The following is a 16,433-nucleotide window of genomic DNA, read 5'->3' as shown; positions in this document are numbered from 1 at the left end:
GTCATGGACACCACCACCTTCCTCGTGACCGGCGCGACCGGGAACGTCGGCCGCCACGTCGTCGCCGAGCTGCTGCGCCAGGGCCACGCCGTCCGCGCCCTCACCCGCGAGCCGGCCGCCGCCGCGCTTCCCGCCGCCGTCGACGTACGGGAGGGCAGCCTCGCTGAACCCCCGCCCGGGCTGTTCGAGGGCGTCACCGGCGCCTTCGTCTTCCCGGCCGACGGCGCCGCCGACCTCGCCCGGTCGGCGGCGCAGGCCGGCGTCGAGCGCCTCGTGCTGCTGTCGTCGCTGGCGGCGGCGCTCGAGCACGAGCGCGACCACGGCACGGCGAGCGCGGTCCACCACGCACCGGTCGAGGAGGCCGTCCGGGAGTCCGGTGCCGGCTGGACGATCCTGCGGCCGGGGACCTTCGCGGTGAACCTGCTGGCCTGGAGCCGGTCGATCGTGTTCACCGGCGGGGTGCGGGGCCCGTACCCGACCTCGGCGCAGGCCCCGGTGCACGAGGCCGACGTGGGCGCCGTGGCCGCGCTCGCCCTGACCCGGCCCGACCTGGCGGGCGCGGTGGTGCCGATCACCGGCCCCGAGGCGCTGACCCGGGTGGAGCAGCTGGACGCGATCGGCCGCGCCGTCGGCCGTGGGCTGACCTTCACCGAGCAGCCCCCGGAGGAGTTCCGTACGGAGCTGGAGGGCTACGGCGTGGACCCCGGCATCGTGTCGATGATGCTCGCCCACTGGGCCGGCACCGTCGCCGAGCCGGACCCGGTCCGTTCGGTCGAGCCGCTGCTCGGGCGCCCCGGCCTGACCCTCGAGCAGTGGGCACGGGACCACGCGCAGGAGTTCGCGGCCTGAGGTGGTTGCCGGACGCCGACCTCTGACGAGGCCCTTCGACAAGCTCAGGGAGCGTTCCCTCCCGACGGGCTCAGGGAGCGTCCCTGGCCCTTCGACGGGCTCAGGGAGCGCTGGGCTCGGGCTCCAGCTCGTTGAGCTCCCAGGGGGAGTGGTAGCCGTCGGGGGAGGCGAGCAGGTCGAGGAACGGCACCGCGTCGAACGCCTCCGGGCCGAGGACGCCGGTGCCCTTCCAGACTCCGCTCGCGAGGAGCTCCAGGGCGACGACCGGGTTGAGCGCGGTCTGCCAGACCACGCACTGCGCCCCGTCGATCCGCATCGAGTCGGCGTTGTCGACGACGTGGGACAGGTAGACCCTGCGCGGCTGCCCGTCCTTGCCGGTGCCGGTGACGAGCAGGCCGGCACAGGTCTTGCCGCTCATGGCGTCGCCGAGCGTCGCGGGGTCGGGCAGGCACGCGGCGACCACGTCGCGGGGCGAGACCTTGACCCCCTTGACGCTCACCGGCTCCGTCTTGTCGAGACCGACCTTGTGCAGCGCCTTCAGCACCTCGATGAACTCGTTGCCGAGCCCGTACTTGAACGTCACCTTGTCGGCGTCGAGCCAGCGCGGCATGAGGAGGACCTCCTCGTGCTCGACGTGCACGCACTCGACGGGCCCGATGCCGCCGGGGAAGTCGAAGACCTCCGGCTCGCTGAAGGGCTCGAGGGTGTACCAGCCGCGGTCGCGCTCGTAGACGACCGGCGGGTTGAGGCACTCCTCGATGGTGGTCCAGATCGAGAAGCCCGGCGCGAAGTCGTAGCCGGCGACGGCGAGGTTCGCGCCGTCGCGGACGCCCAGCTCGGTGACGTGGCTGAACAGGTGGTCGACGGCGTAGCGGGCGAAGACGTCCGACAGCCCCGGCTCGACCCCGATGCCCACCAGGGCGAGGCGGCCCTCCGCCACGTACGCGTCGTGCTGCGCGAGCTGCTCGTCACCCAGCTTGACCCCGGTCTCGGTGAACGGGCGCTCCGGGTGCGGCCGCGACAGCGACATCGCCATGTCGAGGTAGTCGGCCCCGCCCTGCCGGGCGCCGTCGAAGATCGGCATCACGAAGCGCGGGTCGACGGCGTTCAGCACGTGGGTCGCGCCGTGGCGCCGGACCGCCTCGGCCACGGCCTCGGCGCTCGACGCGTCCACCCGGTCGGCCCGGAACCGCTCGTCGTCGGGGTGCCGCTCCCGCACGGCCGCGACCGTGCGCTCGGCACGGGCGAGGTCGTAGTCGCTCACCACCAGCGACTCGAAGAACGAGCGACGAGCGGCGATGCGGGCGACGGCATCGCCGACGCCGCCGGCACCAATGAGCAGGATTCGCATCGAGGACCTCTCCACAAATCGGAATCAGAGCCCTAGACTCCCAGAAATCACGGATTCCGCGCCACATCCGACGAGTTCGGAAAGAAGTGGGCGCCAGTCGCACCCGGGAGGCTCGGTGGCAAGCACGGTCGAGGACGTGGCAGGCGTGAGCGCGGGCGCGGGGGAGAAGGGCCTCAAGAGCGGCACCCTCGGCCTGGTCTCCAGCATCGTCGTCGGGGTCGCGTCGACCGCGCCGGCGTACAGCCTGGCGGCGAGCCTCGGCTACGTCGTGCTCGTGGCCAACGGCGACGGCCTGGTCGGCATCAAGGCGCCGTCGATCATGCTGCTCGCGTTCCTGCCGATGTACTTCATCGCCGTCGCGTACGCCGAGATGAACCGGGCCGAGCCCGACTGCGGGACCACGTTCACCTGGGCCGCACGGGCGTTCGGTCCCAAGGCCGGCTGGATGGGCGGCTGGGGGATCATCGTCGCCGACATCATCGTCATGGCGAACCTCGCGCAGATCGCCGGCTCGTACACCTTCGAGCTCTTCGGCTCCGACCTCGCCGACTCGACCGTGGCCAGCACCGTCGTCGGCGTGCTGTGGATCGCGGTGATGACCTACATCTGCTGGCGGGGCCTCGAGCTGAGCGCACGGATCCAGTACTGCCTGCTCGGCATCGAGCTGGTCGTGCTCGTGATCTTCGCCGTGTACGCGCTCGCGAGAGTGCTCGGCTCGGCGCCGCCGGAGGGCTCGATCACCCCGAGCCTGAGCTGGCTCTGGCCGTCCGGCCTCACCCTGAACGCCCTGGTCACGGCCACGTTGATCGCCGTCTTCATCTACTGGGGCTGGGACAGCGCGGTCGCGGTGAACGAGGAGACGAAGGACCCGGAGAAGACGCCGGGCCGCGCCGCCATCCTGTCGACGCTCCTGCTGCTCGCGACGTACGCCATCGTCTCGATCGCCATGGTCGCCTTCGCCGGCGTGGGCGACTCCGGGGTCGGGCTCGGCAACCCGGACAACGCCGACGACATCTTCGCCGCGCTCGGCACGCAGGTGTTCGGCGACAGCGCGTTCGGCCACGTCATGGAGATCCTGCTCGTGATCACCGTGCTGACCTCGGCCTCAGCCTCCACGCAGACCACGATCCTGCCGACGGCGCGCACGTCGCTGTCGATGGCGGCCTACCAGGCCATCCCGTCGCGGTTCGCCAAGATCCACCCCAAGCACCTGACGCCCAGCAGCTCGACGATCTGGATGGGGATCATCTCGATCATCTTCTACGTCGGCCTGACGCTCGTCAGCGAGAACATCCTGGCCGACTCCATCGCGGCCGTCGGCCTGCTGATCGCCTTCTACTACGGCCTGACCGGCTTCGCGTGCGTGTGGTTCTACCGCCGCACGCTGACCGCGAGCGTGCGCCACTTCGTGATGCGCGGGCTGTTCCCGTTCCTCGGCGGGGTGTCGCTGCTCGCGGCGTTCGTCATCGCGGCCTACCAGTACGCGCAGCCCGACTACGGCTACACCTCGATCGGCGGGATCGGCGGGGTGTTCGTGCTCGGCATCGGCTCGCTGGTGCTCGGTGTGGTCCTCATGATCGTGTGGCAGCGGCTGCACCCCGCGTACTTCCGCGGCGAGACCCTGCCCAAGCGCGCGGCCGACGAGCTGGTGCTGGCGCACGGCGGCACGCAGCAGCCGCGCGTCGCCCTGCCTGATTCTGGGGAGATGGCGACGATCATCAGCCCCGACCGCTCGAACCTCCCGCCCGGCGCGACCGCGGTGCGCCCGCAGCAGGACCCGCCGGAGCAGTGAACGCTCGTGGAGCGGCGAGCCGGGCGACGGGCCGCCCGGTCCTCGACGAGGTCGCGCGCCGGCTCGTCGAGATGCTGCAGCGCGACGGGAGGCAGTCGTACGCGTCGCTGGCCGCGGCGGTCGGGCTGTCGGAGACGACGGTCCGCCAGCGCGTCCAGCGGCTGGTGGACGCCGGCGTCATCCAGGTGGTGGCGGTCACCGACCCGACCCAGGTCGGGTTCCTGCGCCAGGCCTTGATCGGCATCCGGGTGGACGGCGACCCGGGCGCCCCGCTCGTCGGGCTCGAGGCGCTGCCGGAGGTCGAGTACCTCGTCAGCACCGCCGGCAGCTTCGACCTGCTCGTCGAGGTCGTGTGCGAGGACGACGAGCACCTGCTCGACCTGCTCGCCCGCATCCGGCGCCTGCCCGGCGTCACGAGCACGGAGGCCTTCCTCTACCTCAAGCTGCACCGGCAGCGCTACGACTGGGGGACGCGCTGAGGCGCGTGACCCGGCCCACGGACCCACCCGAAGAACCTCTGAGCACCACGGCAAGGAGCACGGCATGACCACCACCCCGCAGGAAGCCACCCAGGGCGCGGCGAGCACGACGCCCCGCGGCACGGACCGCGGGCTCGCCGCCCGCAAGCACCTGTGGAAGCACTTCACCCGCGAGTCGGCGTACGGCGAGGGCCACGAGGTCCCGATCATCGTGCGCGGCGAGGGGGCGTACGTCTGGGACGACCGCGGACGGCGCTACCTCGACGGCCTCGCCGGGCTGTTCGTCGTCCAGGCCGGCCACGGGCGCCACGAGCTCGCCGAGGCGGCCGCCAAGCAGGCGGCCGACCTCGCGTTCTTCCCGCTCTGGTCCTACGCGCACCCCGCCGCGATCGACCTGGCCGAGCGGCTCGCCCACCTGGCGCCCGGCGACCTGAACCGCGTCTTCTTCACCACCGGCGGCGGCGAGGCGGTCGAGAGCGCCTGGAAGCTCGCCAAGCAGTACTTCAAGCTGACGGGCAAGCCCGGCAAGACCAAGGTCATCTCGCGCTCCGTCGCCTACCACGGCACCACCCAGGGCGCGCTGTCGATCACCGGCATCCCGGCGCTGAAGGCCGTCTACGAGCCGCTCGTGCCGGGCACGTTCCGGGTGCCGAACACCAACGCCTACCGCGCGCCCGACCTGTACGCGGGCGACGGCAAGGCGTTCGGGCGCTGGGCCGCCGACCGGATCGAGGAGGCGATCCTCTTCGAGGGCGCCGACACCGTCGCGGCCGTGTTCCTGGAGCCGGTCCAGAACTCCGGCGGCTGCTTCCCGCCGCCGCCCGGCTACTTCGAGCGGGTCCGCGAGATCTGCGACGAGCACGACGTGCTGCTGGTCTCCGACGAGGTGATCTGCGCGTTCGGGCGGATCGGGTCGATGTTCGCCTGCGACGACTTCGGCTACGTGCCCGACATCATCACCTGCGCCAAGGGCATGACCTCGGGCTACTCGCCCATCGGGGCCATGATCGCGAGCGACCGGCTCTTCGAGCCGTTCGCGCACGGGACGACGAGCTTCAGCCACGGCTACACGTTCGGCGGGCACCCGGTCTCGGCGGCGGTCGCGATGGCCAACCTCGACGTCTTCGAGTCCGAGCGCCTCAACGACCACGTGCACGAGCAGGGTCCGGCCTTCCGCCGGACACTCGAGCGTCTGCTCGACCTGCCGATCGTCGGCGACGTCCGCGGCGAGGGCTTCTTCTACGGCATCGAGCTCGTGAAGGACAAGACGACCAAGGAGACGTTCGACGCCGACGAGAGCGAGCGGATGCTGCGCGGGTTCCTGTCCGGCGCGCTGTTCGAGGCCGGCCTCTACTGCCGCGCCGACGACCGCGGCGACCCCGTCATCCAGCTCGCCCCGCCGCTGGTCTGCGGCCAGGAGCAGTTCGACGAGATGGAGTCGATCCTGCGCGACGTCCTCACCCGCGCCTGGGCGCTGATCTAGGGGGTACGCGCCCTGAGCTCGTCGAGCGGATGGAACGCTCCCTGAGCCTGTCGAAGGGGGCCTCGAACAGGTCGACGCGCGGGACGCTCCCTGAGCCTGTCGAAGGGCCTCGAGAAGGTTGGCGTTCTTCTGCGAAGGCAGACGCCAACCCGTTCCGGGCCCTTCGACAGGCTCAGGGAGCGTTCCTGCTGCTCAGGGAGCGTTCTGGCTAGAAGCTCTCGCCCGTGCGCCAGGGCATCTCCTGCAGGGCGAGGGAGTTGCCGTCGGGGTCGCTGAACCACGCGTACAGCACCCCGCCGCCGACGTCGACGACCTCGGCGACCTCGACGCCGCGGTCGACGAGCTCCTGGCGCGCCGCCTGGATGTCGGCGACGACCAGGTGCAGGGCCTTCTGGGTGCCCGGCGGCATCGACGACGCCTCGCCCATCCCCGTGCCGAGCAGGATCGAGCACGCCGACCCCGGCGGGGTGAGCTGCACGACGCGCATGCCCTCCATCGGGGTGACGTCGACGTCGAGGGCGAACCCCAGCCCGTCGCGGTAGAAGGCCAACGACCGGTCCACGTCGCTGGCCGGGACCTGCACGAGCTCGAGCTTCATCTGCACGGGAGCCACCTTCTCTGGTCGAGCGTCACCGAGCGCGCCGGACGGCCCGCTCGGTGGGGAGACGGAACCGCCGCCCACTTCTCGACGTCAGGACGCGGACAGCGCGCCGAGCAGCACGTCGAGGCCCTCGGACAGCAGGTCGTCGCCGATGGCGAGCGGGGGGAGCAGGCGGATGACGTTGCCGTACGTCCCGCACGTCAGCACGATCACGCCCTCGTCCGCCGCCCGGCGGGCCACCGCGGCCGTGAGCGCGGCGTCCGGCTCGCCCGTGGCGGGGTCGACCAGCTCGATCGCGACCATGGCGCCCCGGCCGCGGACGTCGCCGATCCGCGGGTCGGCCGCCTGGGCGGCGTGCAGCCGGTCGACCAGCAGGGTGCCGATCTCGCGGGCCCGCTCGACGAGGCCGTCGTGCTCGAAGTGGTCCAGCGCCGCCAGCGCCGCGGCGCACGCGACCGGGTTGCCGGCGTACGTGCCGCCGAGGCCGCCGGCGTGCGGGGCGTCCATGATCTCGGCGCGGCCGGTGACGGCGGAGAGCGGCATGCCACCCGCGATGCCCTTGGCCGTGGTGATCAGGTCGGGGACGACGCCCTCGTGCTCGCTGGCGAAGAGGTCGCCGGTGCGGGCGAAGCCCGACTGGATCTCGTCGACCACGAACACCACGCCGTTGGCGTTGCACCAGGCCTGCAGCGCGGGCAGGAAGCCCTCGGCCGGGACCACGAACCCGCCCTCGCCCTGGACCGGCTCGATGATCACCGCGGCGAGGTCGGCGGCGCCGACCTGCTTCTCGATCACCGTGATCGCCCGCTTCGCCGCTTCCGGGCCGGACAGGCCGTCGCGGTAGGGGTACGACATCGGCGCGCGGTAGACCTCGCTCGCGAACGGCCCGAACCCGGCCTTGTACGGCATCGACTTGGCCGTCAGCGCCATGGTGAGGTTGGTCCGGCCGTGGTAGGCGTGGTCGAAGGCCACGACGGCCGTGCGCCCCGTGTGGTGGCGCGCGATCTTGATCGCGTTCTCCACGGCCTCGGCGCCGGAGCTGAACAGCGCGCTCCGCTTGGCGTGGTCGCCCGGCGTCAGGCGGTTGAGCCGTTCGGCCACCTCGACGTAGCCCTCGTACGGCGTGATCGTGAAGCACGTGTGCGTCAGCTGGACGGCCTGCGCCGCGACGGCGGCGGCCACGGCCGGGTCGGCGTTGCCGACCGTGGTCACGGCGATGCCGGACCCGAGGTCGATCAGCGAGTTGCCGTCCACGTCGACCAGGACGCCCCCGCCGGCGGCGACGGCGTACACGGGCATGGAGGAGCTGACTCCGCTCGCGACGGCGGCCTTGCGCCGGTCGGCGAGCTCCAGCGAGCGCGGTCCGGGGATGCTCGTGACGAGCCGACGCTCCTGGGGGAGCCCGGGCCCGCCGAGCGTCGTCTGCTGACCAGCCTGGTCGTCGGTCACGGACACGGTTCCTCCTGCAGCCTCGGCGTCTCGGCCTCTCGCGAGCCACTCTAGGGCCCGGGGACGCCCGGCCTCGAGGTCGGCTAGAGGCCCTTCTGGCCGTAGCCCTCGGGCATGGTGAAGGGGCAGTACGCCTCCATCTGCGGGCCCACCCGTGCCTGCGCGCGCTCGAGCGCCGAGGCCGGGGTCTGCGAACCGATCTTCATCGCGCTGTGGACCTGGACCAGCGCGTCCCACCACAGCGAGCTGACCGGGATCGGGGGTCGCGACGTGGAGTACTCGAGCTGGTCGATGAACGGCTTCATGTCGGCCAGCGACCGCTCGTCGAAGAGGGACTTGAGCGTCGGCAGCGACTTCGTCGCGGGGGAGAAGATCTGCTGGCCCGGCTTGCCGCCGTAGAACTTCATCAGCTCCCACACCTCGCGGGTCATCCGCGACCCCTTGGGGGCGACGACCGAGAAGCCGCCGGACCACGTGTACGGCTGGTCGCCGGCCTTCTGCACGGGCAGGAACGTGAAGCCGTACTCCAGGTCGGGCGCGTACTTCTTCAGGCCGAACACGGTCGTCGAGGTCTGCACCGTGAAGGCCGTCTTGCCCGCGAGGAAGGCGCTCTGGGAGGGGGCCGCGTTCGTCGGCGGCTGGTAGGAGTTCGTGAACGCGTTGACCTGGCTGTGCCCGGCGTCGCGGCCCCAGTCGGCGAGCATCTGGAACGCCGCCACGACCGGCGCGGCGGTCAGGTCCAGGCCGCACGCACGGTCGTCGAAGTAGACGGCGCCGGTGCCGATCGACCAGGTGTAGCCCCAGCCCTGGTCGAGCCAGGGCACCAGCCCCATCTGCGTGTAGTTGCCGCGCGCGTCCTTCTTGGTGACCTTGCCGCTGAGCTCGAAGACGCGCTCGACGGTGAGCGGACCGTTCTTCGGGTCGAGCTCGTCGAGGTCGACGCCGGCGTCACGCAGCAGCGTCTTGTTGTAGTACAGCGCGCGGACGTCGGTCCCGACCGGCAGCCCGTAGAGCCGGCCCTGGTAGGTCAGCTCGTTCACCCCGAAGCGCAGGTAGTCGTCGGTGATGCCCTCGTCGCCGAACTCCTTGATCAGGTCGTCGATCGGCTCGAGCAGCCCGATCGCCGCGTACTGCGCGCCGGTGAAGCGGTCCATGTACCAGACGTCGGGCGCGTCGCCGCCCCGGACGGCGGTGATCACCGGGGTCGCGTCACCGTCGACGGCGCTCGGGACGCTCCGCGCGACGACCTTCACGCCCGGGTGCGCGGCGGTGAAGCCGTCGAGCACCTTCTGCTGGTTGGGCACCTGGTCGCCGCTGACGCCCCACAGCAGCAGCTCGTCGGCGGGCCTTTCGCCCCGGCTGCAGCCGGCCAGCCCGCCGAGGCCCGCGGCGGTCCCGAGCGCGGCGGCGCCACCGAGGAAGCGGCGCCGGCTGACGGTCACGCCGCTCACTTGAACCCTCCCAGCGAGATCCCGCGCAGGAAGTAGCGCTGGAAGACGAAGAACAGGACCACCAGCGGGATGACGACGAGCACCGACGCCGCCATCAGCTGGTTGTACTGCAGGTCCTCGGTCTGGGTGGAGCGGAAGTACTGCAGCCCGACCGACAGCGTCTGCACCTTGGTGTCCTGCAGGTAGACCAGCGGCCCGAGGAAGTCGTTCCAGGCCGCGACGGCGGAGAAGATCGCGACCGCGGTCAGCGCGGGCAGCGCGGAGGGGAAGACGAGGCGCCAGGCGATCCGCCACTCGCCGGCCCCGTCGACCCGGGCGGCGTCGAGCATGTCCTTCGGCACCTGCAGCAGGAACTGGCGCAGCAGGAACGTGTAGAACGCCGACGCGAACAGGTGCGGCACGATCAGCGGCAGGTAGGTGTTGACCCAGCCGAGGTTGGCGAACAGGTCGAACATCGGGATCAGCGTCACCGGGAACGGCAGGAACAGGGTGGCGAGCACGACGTAGAAGAGCTTGTCCCGCCCCGGCCACTCGACGCACGCGAAGCCGTACGCGACGAGGAAGTTCGACACGACCGCGAACACCACCGAGGCGACGGTGATGATCACCGAGTTCGCGAACATCGTCCAGAACGGGAACGTGCTGACCGCGTCGGTGTAGTTGCCGAGCTGGGGGACCGCCGGCCACCACGACGGCGGGTAGGTCGCCATCTCCTCGTTGGTCTTGAGCGAGCTCGCGACCATCCAGTAGAGCGGCAGCAGGAACAGCAGGCAGAGCGCGATCATCACCACGCGCACGAGCACCGCCGACCAGCCGCCGTACGTGCTCCCGTCCGGCGCGCGGCCCGTCGACCGGCTCGGGCGCAGCCGCGACCTTCCGGACGGCGCCGGTTCGGGCCCTGCGGTGGCGCGCGGGTCCAGGACGGCGGTCATCCGGCGGCCACGTCGTAGTGCACGAGCCGCCTAGACAGCACGTAGACCAGCAGGGACAAGATCATCCCGGCGACGAAGAGCAGCACCGCGAGCGCGCAGGCGTAGCCGAGCGAGGCGTAGGAGAAGGCGTTCTTGTAGAGGTAGAGCATGTAGAACAACGTCCCGTTGTCGGGGTCGCCCTTGCCGTTGGTCAGCACGTACGCCTCGGTGAAGACCTGCAGCGCGCCGCTGATGCCGGTGATCAGGTTGAACAGGATGGCCGGGCTGAGCAGCGGCAGCGTGATCGACGTGAGCTGCTTCCAGCGCCCGGCGCCGTCCACGCGGGCGGCCTCGTAGAGCGTGGTGGGGATGTTCCGCAGGCCGGCGAGGAAGATCAGCGCCGCGTTGCCCGCGCCGAGCTGAGCCATCGTGACGATGACGATCTTGGCCGTCGTCGGGTCCTGCAGGAGGTCCACGTTCTGCCGGCCGGTCAGGGCGAGCAGGCGGCTGACCAGGCCGAACTGCGGGTTCACGAAGACCGCGAAGATGAACGCGAGGGCGAACGCCGGCACCAGCGAGGGGACGTAGAGCGCGGCGCGGTAGACGGCGACCTCGCGCACGTTGCGGTTCATGCACAGGGCCAGCACCACGGCGACGACGAGGCCGACCGGCACGGCGAGCCCGGCGTAGAAGAGCGTGTTGCCCGTCGACGTGCGCACGAGGGGGTCGGTGAAGGCCGCGACGTAGTTCTGGAACCCGACGAAGGTCGGCGTCTGCATGCCCGAGTAGCGCGTCAGGCTGATGACGAAGGAGTAGACGAGCGGGTAGATCACGAAGGCCAGCACGCCGACGATCCACGGGGACACGAAGAGCAGCCCCGTGCGGAGGCGGCGGCGTTCGGCGGAGCTCATGCGCTGCCGCGCCCGGCGTCTCGAGCGGGGCGCGGACGACGCCGTCCCGGGTGCGGTCCGTTCGCGCGGGGGAGCGGCACGACCGGTCGCCGTGGCTGCCGGACTCGTCATCGAGCCTCCTCGCTGAGCGGCGCGACGGTGCTGCCACCCGACGCCCGCAGGGTATACGCCGCTCGTGACCTGGCTCACAGCGCCCCGGAGCCGGCCGGGAGCTGTCGGAACCCTCTGCCACGCTGTCGCTGACGAGGGGAGGACCCGTGGCTGAGCGGTCCGATGGGACGTTCGAGGTGGTGTCGTTCACGCCGCTGGCGCTGGAGCCGCCGATCGCGGTGACGACGGCCATGCCGGTCGGCGTGGCGACGATGGAGAAGCGGTACGCCGGCGCGGTGGACGGTCGCTCGGCGACCCTGTTCAGCGGCGGCCAGGGGCCGGGCGGCGCGGGCGCGTACGTCGCGGTCGAGTCGTTCGAGGGCAGTCTCGGCGGCCGGACGGGGACGTTCGTCTTCCTGCACGCGGCCTCGACGCACGGGCAGGACCGCTACGGCGAGCACTTCACCATCGCCCGGGGCAGCGGCACCGGCGACCTGGCGGACATCGCCGGCACCGGCGGGATGACGGTGGACGAGGACGGCACCCACCGGGTGTGGTTCGACTGGGAGCTGACGCCCGGGTGAGCGGACGGATGGGCGAGGAGGAGCGCGGGCCGCGGGACACGCTGCTGCGGCGCTACCGCGAGCTGGTCGACGACGCGCTGCCGGCAGCCGCGCGCGAGGGTCGCTGGACGTTGCGGCTCAACCACTGCTTCGGGCGTGTCCTGCTCGACGACGCGGTCGGCGGGCGCTGGTACGACCACCTCGACCGGCGGGCCGGGGCGGCCTACCGCCAGCTGGACGACGCCCGGCTGGCGGGGGCGGTCGCCCTCGGCGAGCGGCTGCTCGTCGAGGGCGACCCCCTGCTGCGTGAGCTCGACGCCCGTTCCCTCGCGTGGCGGGGCAAGGCGCCGAAGCGGTCGGCTACTTGAAGGAGGCGAGGTCGACCGAGACGACCTGGCCCTTGCCCGGCTGCTGGTTGAACGCGCCGTACAGCGCCCGCGTCGACGCGTAGAGCTTGCCTCCGCTCCAGAGCAGACCGGTGGGCTGGCTGACCTGCGCGACGGTGCGCTTGCCGTCCGGAGCGACCTTGACGATCCGCCCGACCGTGTCGTCGATCGGAGGCGGACCCGCCAACCCGGCGAGCGCCTCGGAGACGTAGATCGTCCCGTCCGGGGCCACCGCGACGCCGGTCGGGGAGTCGAAGCCGGTCAGCGTCTTGACCAGCTTGCCGTTCTTGTCGACCACGTAGACCCGACCCTCGCCGGGGACCTCGCTGCTGAGGCCGGACACGTAGAGCAGGCTCTTCGGCCCGTAGGCCAGCCCGGTGGGCACCGGGTCGCAGCTCGGCCCGGCGTCGCTGTTCTGCTTCTGCTTCGCGCAGTCACCGGTGGTGATCGCCGACGGCACGAAGAAGGGGGTGAGCTTGCCCTTCTTGCTCACCGCGAGCACGTCGTTGCCCCCGGCGCCCGCCATGAGCGCGAACCCGGGTCCCCGACGCGGGATCAGGAAGTACGGGTTCGAGATCGCGTCGAGCGGCTTGCCGTCGGGACCGAACTGGGTCTGGTTGTCCGGGTTGTACTTCAGCTCGAACGCGTACGGGTTCGCGAAGACCCGGGGCTTGGCGAACGGCTTCGCGACGTAGAGCCTGGTCTCGCCCTTCACGGGCGGCACGGGGACGTCGGGAGGCGTCTCGCCGGCCGCCAGGTAGAGGCGGCTCCCGATCTTGGTCACCCCCTGCGCGTTGGGGACGTCGCGCACGACGACCCGCTTGGCGCGGTTGGACAGGCGCACCCGGGTCGCCCGGGCGGCGTCGGACTCCGCGACGTAGAGGTAGCCGTCCTTCGCGCTCAGCTGGCGCGGGCCCTCGAGCCCCGATGCGACCACGGTCACCTTGGCCGGTGTCTCCGTCGCCGTCGGTGCCACGGCGGTCGCGGGAGCCCCCCCGAGCAGACCGGCGCAGGACAGTGCCGTCGCCGTGACCAGCGCGACGCGTGTACGTACGAGCATGCGTTCCCCTTCGAACGTGATCTGGATCACTCGATCCCCTGCAGTCCAGAACGTACCGAGCGGCTGAGAGCCTGGCTAGAGCCCGCCGAGAAGATCACAGCCGTTCCGGCGTCGGCGTCAAGGACTCACACGGCACGAACAGCAGGAACGTAGGGCGGCGACTGAGGAGACGCTATGCATCTCTCAGTACATCTGCACCGTCGGAAGGCTCAGGCGCGCGTGCAGGAGGCGAGGCCCTGCCGGCTCTTCAGCTCGACGACGCGAGTCGCGCTCTGCGCCACCCGGGTGCGGAAGGCGCGGTCCTCGCGCGCGCGGTCGAGCAGGCCACGGTGCACCTGCTCGGCCGGACCGAGCCCGCCGACCAGCGCGAGGTCGCCGCCGGCCTCCAGGAACCGGACGCCGCGCGAGCCGACGGGCGTGCCCCCCAGGGCACGGCCGAGCAGGTCGTCGGACACGACCACCCCGCGGAAGGAGAGGTCGCCGCGCAGCATCGAGGTGGCGACGGTCCGCGAGTACGTCGCCGGATGGTCGGGGTCGATCTTGCGGTACGTCGCCGAGGAGAGCATGACGGCGTCCGTGCCGTGCGTGACGGTCGCGCGGAACCCCGCGAGGAGCGCGTCGTGGCGGGTGGTGGCGGTGTCGACGACCACCGCCGCGACGTCGGTGTTGCCGCGGACGCGCCCCAGGCCGGGGAAGTGCTTGACCGCGCTCGCGGTGCCGCCGGCGTGCAGGCCCTCGACGACCGCCACGGTCTTGTCGGCGACGACCGCGGGCCGGGGCCCGTAGCCGCGCCGCAGGGCCCCGATCGGGGCGTTGCCGGTGCCGACCGAGGAGGGCACGACGTCCGCGACGGGAGCCAGGTCGAGGTCGACGCCGGCGCGGTCGAGCTCGTCGGACCAGGTGGTGGCGCGGCGCCGGAGGGTCTGGTCGGACCACCGGGCCTGCTCCACGGCGCTCGGGATCCGGGTGAAGCCCGGCCCCTGCAGGCGCTGCACCAGGCCCCCCTCCTGGTCGGCCGCGACGAGCAGGCCGACCCCGTCGACCCGCCCGACCGCACGGCTCAGGGTCGTCGTCAGCCGCGCCGTCGCCGTGCGGCCGGCCGTGCTGTTCCCGAGCAGGACCACCGAGCCGAGGTGCAGCCGCTCGACGGTCCGTCGCCCGGCCGCGCTGGCCTGCGTGGAGCTCTGCGCGACCATGACCACCTGCCCGACCTGCTCCGCCAGGCTCATGCGGGACACCACCGACGCGCAGGTCGGTCGGGCGGGCGCGGACGGCGTGGTCCGCGGCGTCGGGGACGGGCTGGGAGTCGTCGGCGAGGGGGTCTGGGCCGCGCTCGTCGAGGGCGCGGCCGGCGCGGAGGTCACGGGCGGCGCGCTGCCGGCGCCGCCGGAGGGCACCGGACCGGCGGAGCAGCCGGCCGCGACGGTCGCGAGGAGCGGGACCAGGGCGGCGGCGACGAGGGCGGGGCGACGCACCGGGCGAGGTTAGGTGCCCGGGGGCGCCTAAGGAAGTCGATGAGCGCGGGGAAGACGGACGCGGCCGCGCGCGTTGGGCGCACCGACCGACGGCGCCGCCTCGTCGGCAGAAGGAGGGAGCAGCGTCATGGCCCACCACGAGCAGACCCACCACGACCAGGCCCACCACGACCAGGCCCCGACCGGTCGCGCCCTGACCCGTCTCGCGGTCTCGGCCACCCTGCACTGCCTGACGGGCTGCGCCATCGGCGAGGTGCTCGGCCTCGTGCTCGCGACCTGGTGGGGGCTGGCGAACCTGCCCAGCATCCTGCTGGCGGTGGCCCTCGCCTTCCTCTTCGGCTACAGCCTGACGATCTGGCCGGTGCTGCGCTCCGGCCTCGCGCTGCGCGCGGCCGTGGGCGTCGCCCTGGCCGCGGACACGGTCTCCATCCTGACGATGGAGGTCGTCGACAACCTCGTCGTCCTGGCGGTGCCCGGCGCCATGCAGGCCGGGCTGACGGACCTGCTGTTCTGGGGCAGCCTCGTCGTCTCGCTGGTGATCGCCTTCGCCGTCACGGTCCCCGTGAACCGCGCCCTCATCCGGCGCGGCAAGGGGCACGCGGTCGTGCACGCCTACCACCACTGAGCCGGCTCCTCGAGGCCCACTCCTCGCCGTACGGCGGCGGGCCCCGGGCACACTGACCCCGTGGTCTACCTGCCGCCGCTGCGCCACCCGCGCGTGACCTGGGGCGGCTGGAGCACGGACTTCTCGCGCCGCGTCCTGACCATGGGCATCGTCAACCGCACGCCCGACTCCTTCTACGACCAGGGACGTACGTACGGCCTCGACCGCGCCGTCGACGCCGTCCGGGCGGCGGCCGAGGCCGGCGCCGACTGGGTCGACGTCGGGGGCGTGCCGTTCTCCCCGGACGCCGCGGACGTGTCGGTCGAGGAGGAGGTGGACCGCGTCGTCCCGGTCGTGGCCGGCGCCCGGGCGCTCACCGACGTGGTGCTGTCCGTCGACACCTACCGGCCCGAGGTGGCGCGGCAGGCGCTGGCGGCGGGCGCCCTGGTCGTCAACGACACGACGGGGCTCCGCGACCCGGAGCTCGCCGACGTGATCGCCGAGACCGGGGCCGCCGTCGTCATCACCCACAGCCTGGCCGCGCCGCGCACCCACCTGCGCCGCCCGCGCTACGACGACGTGGTGGACGAGGTGAAGGCCTACCTGGCCGACCGCGTCCAGGCGGCGTGCGACCGGGGGGTGCCCGAGGACCGCATCGTCGTCGACCCGGGGCACGACCTGAACAAGAACACCCTCCACAGCCTGGAGCTCACCCGCCGGCTGCCCGAGATCGCCGACCTCGGCCTCCCGCTGCTGGCGGCCGTGTCCAACAAGGACTTCGTGGGCGAGGCCACCGGGCTGCCGAAGCCGGAGCGGCTGGCACCCTCGCTCGCCGCCGCCTCGGCCTGCGTGCTGGGCGGCGCGCGCGTCCTGCGCATGCACGACGTGGCCGCGTCCGTCGCCGCGGCGCGGATGCTCGAGGCGGTGCTCGGCCTGCGCGAGCCCACGGGGCTGCGGCACAACCTCGACTGACGCCGA

16 protein-coding genes are annotated in these 16,433 nt (G+C 72.2%); 8 read left to right on the top strand and 8 right to left on the bottom strand.

Annotation, left to right across the window (positions count from 1 at the left end):
• Positions 1-3: 3 nt before the first annotated feature.
• Complete coding sequence (locus BMY04_RS13390) at positions 4-849, top strand: SDR family oxidoreductase (RefSeq protein ID WP_091181280.1); 846 nt, start codon at positions 4-6, stop codon at positions 847-849.
• 100 nt (positions 850-949) lie between these two features.
• Here the strand turns inward: BMY04_RS13390 and BMY04_RS13385 are convergent, their stop codons facing one another.
• Positions 950-2,200: a saccharopine dehydrogenase family protein gene (locus tag BMY04_RS13385; protein WP_091181278.1), complete on the bottom strand. Its 1,251-nt coding sequence runs from the start codon at positions 2,198-2,200 to the stop codon at positions 950-952.
• Positions 2,201-2,336: 136 nt separating this feature from the next.
• On the opposite strand from BMY04_RS13385, the gene BMY04_RS13380 reads away from it, so the two are divergent.
• From BMY04_RS13380 to BMY04_RS13370, 3 genes are all read left to right on the top strand, one after another.
• Positions 2,337-3,992, top strand: coding sequence for an APC family permease (locus tag BMY04_RS13380; RefSeq protein WP_232506389.1), 1,656 nt, complete (start codon positions 2,337-2,339; stop codon positions 3,990-3,992).
• Complete coding sequence (locus tag BMY04_RS13375; RefSeq protein ID WP_232506386.1) at positions 3,989-4,471, top strand: Lrp/AsnC family transcriptional regulator; 483 nt, start codon at positions 3,989-3,991, stop codon at positions 4,469-4,471. The genes BMY04_RS13380 and BMY04_RS13375 overlap by 4 nt, the downstream gene beginning before the upstream one ends.
• A gap of 64 nt (positions 4,472-4,535) precedes the next feature.
• The gene (locus BMY04_RS13370; RefSeq protein ID WP_091181270.1) at positions 4,536-5,954 is read left to right on the top strand and encodes an aspartate aminotransferase family protein; all 1,419 of its coding nucleotides are present in this window, start codon (positions 4,536-4,538) and stop codon (positions 5,952-5,954) included.
• 208 nt (positions 5,955-6,162) lie between these two features.
• On the opposite strand, the gene BMY04_RS13365 is transcribed toward BMY04_RS13370, so the two are convergent.
• The 5 genes from BMY04_RS13365 to BMY04_RS13345 form a co-directional block, all read right to left on the bottom strand.
• A complete protein-coding gene (locus BMY04_RS13365) occupies positions 6,163-6,552 on the bottom strand; it encodes a VOC family protein (protein ID WP_170854142.1) in 390 nt (129 codons plus the stop codon).
• Positions 6,553-6,645: 93 nt separating this feature from the next.
• Entirely contained in the window at positions 6,646-8,010 is a 1,365-nt protein-coding gene (gabT, locus tag BMY04_RS13360) for a 4-aminobutyrate--2-oxoglutarate transaminase (RefSeq protein WP_091181265.1), read from the bottom strand.
• A 77-nt stretch (positions 8,011-8,087) separates the two neighbouring features.
• Positions 8,088-9,455, bottom strand: a complete 1,368-nt coding sequence (locus tag BMY04_RS13355; protein WP_091181260.1) for an ABC transporter substrate-binding protein — start codon at positions 9,453-9,455, stop codon at positions 8,088-8,090.
• Complete coding sequence (locus BMY04_RS13350) at positions 9,452-10,387, bottom strand: carbohydrate ABC transporter permease (protein ID WP_091181255.1); 936 nt, start codon at positions 10,385-10,387, stop codon at positions 9,452-9,454. Before BMY04_RS13350 ends, BMY04_RS13355 begins: the two co-directional genes overlap by 4 nt.
• Positions 10,384-11,277: a carbohydrate ABC transporter permease gene (locus BMY04_RS13345; protein ID WP_198410143.1), complete on the bottom strand. Its 894-nt coding sequence runs from the start codon at positions 11,275-11,277 to the stop codon at positions 10,384-10,386. The genes BMY04_RS13350 and BMY04_RS13345 overlap by 4 nt, the downstream gene beginning before the upstream one ends.
• A gap of 257 nt (positions 11,278-11,534) precedes the next feature.
• On the opposite strand from BMY04_RS13345, the gene BMY04_RS13340 reads away from it, so the two are divergent.
• Both BMY04_RS13340 and BMY04_RS13335 read left to right on the top strand, forming a co-directional pair.
• Entirely contained in the window at positions 11,535-11,951 is a 417-nt protein-coding gene (locus BMY04_RS13340) for a DUF3224 domain-containing protein (RefSeq protein WP_091181247.1), read from the top strand.
• Complete coding sequence (locus tag BMY04_RS13335) at positions 11,948-12,298, top strand: hypothetical protein (protein ID WP_198410142.1); 351 nt, start codon at positions 11,948-11,950, stop codon at positions 12,296-12,298. The genes BMY04_RS13340 and BMY04_RS13335 overlap by 4 nt, the downstream gene beginning before the upstream one ends.
• Here the strand turns inward: BMY04_RS13335 and BMY04_RS13330 are convergent.
• Positions 12,291-13,259 carry a ScyD/ScyE family protein gene (locus tag BMY04_RS13330; protein ID WP_170854127.1) on the bottom strand — a complete coding sequence of 323 codons (969 nt, stop codon included), beginning with the start codon at positions 13,257-13,259 and terminating at the stop codon, positions 12,291-12,293. The two genes, BMY04_RS13335 and BMY04_RS13330, sit on opposite strands and share 8 nt — an antisense overlap.
• A gap of 326 nt (positions 13,260-13,585) precedes the next feature.
• Positions 13,586-14,851, bottom strand: coding sequence for a glycoside hydrolase family 3 N-terminal domain-containing protein (locus BMY04_RS13325; protein WP_170854126.1), 1,266 nt, complete (start codon positions 14,849-14,851; stop codon positions 13,586-13,588).
• 127 nt (positions 14,852-14,978) lie between these two features.
• On the opposite strand from BMY04_RS13325, the gene BMY04_RS13315 reads away from it, so the two are divergent.
• Together BMY04_RS13315 and folP are read left to right on the top strand one after the other, a co-directional pair.
• Entirely contained in the window at positions 14,979-15,476 is a 498-nt protein-coding gene (locus BMY04_RS13315; RefSeq protein WP_091181236.1) for a DUF4396 domain-containing protein, read from the top strand.
• A gap of 60 nt (positions 15,477-15,536) precedes the next feature.
• Positions 15,537-16,427 carry a dihydropteroate synthase gene (gene folP / locus BMY04_RS13310; RefSeq protein WP_198410141.1) on the top strand — a complete coding sequence of 297 codons (891 nt, stop codon included), beginning with the start codon at positions 15,537-15,539 and terminating at the stop codon, positions 16,425-16,427.
• The last annotated feature ends 6 nt before the right edge of the window (positions 16,428-16,433 follow it).

The organism is Microlunatus flavus, from assembly GCF_900110855.1.
GTDB lineage: Bacteria > Actinomycetota > Actinomycetes > Propionibacteriales > Propionibacteriaceae > Microlunatus > Microlunatus flavus.
The sequence above is the reverse complement of the archived record's forward strand: the minus strand, read 5'-3'. Positions and strand labels throughout refer to the sequence as shown.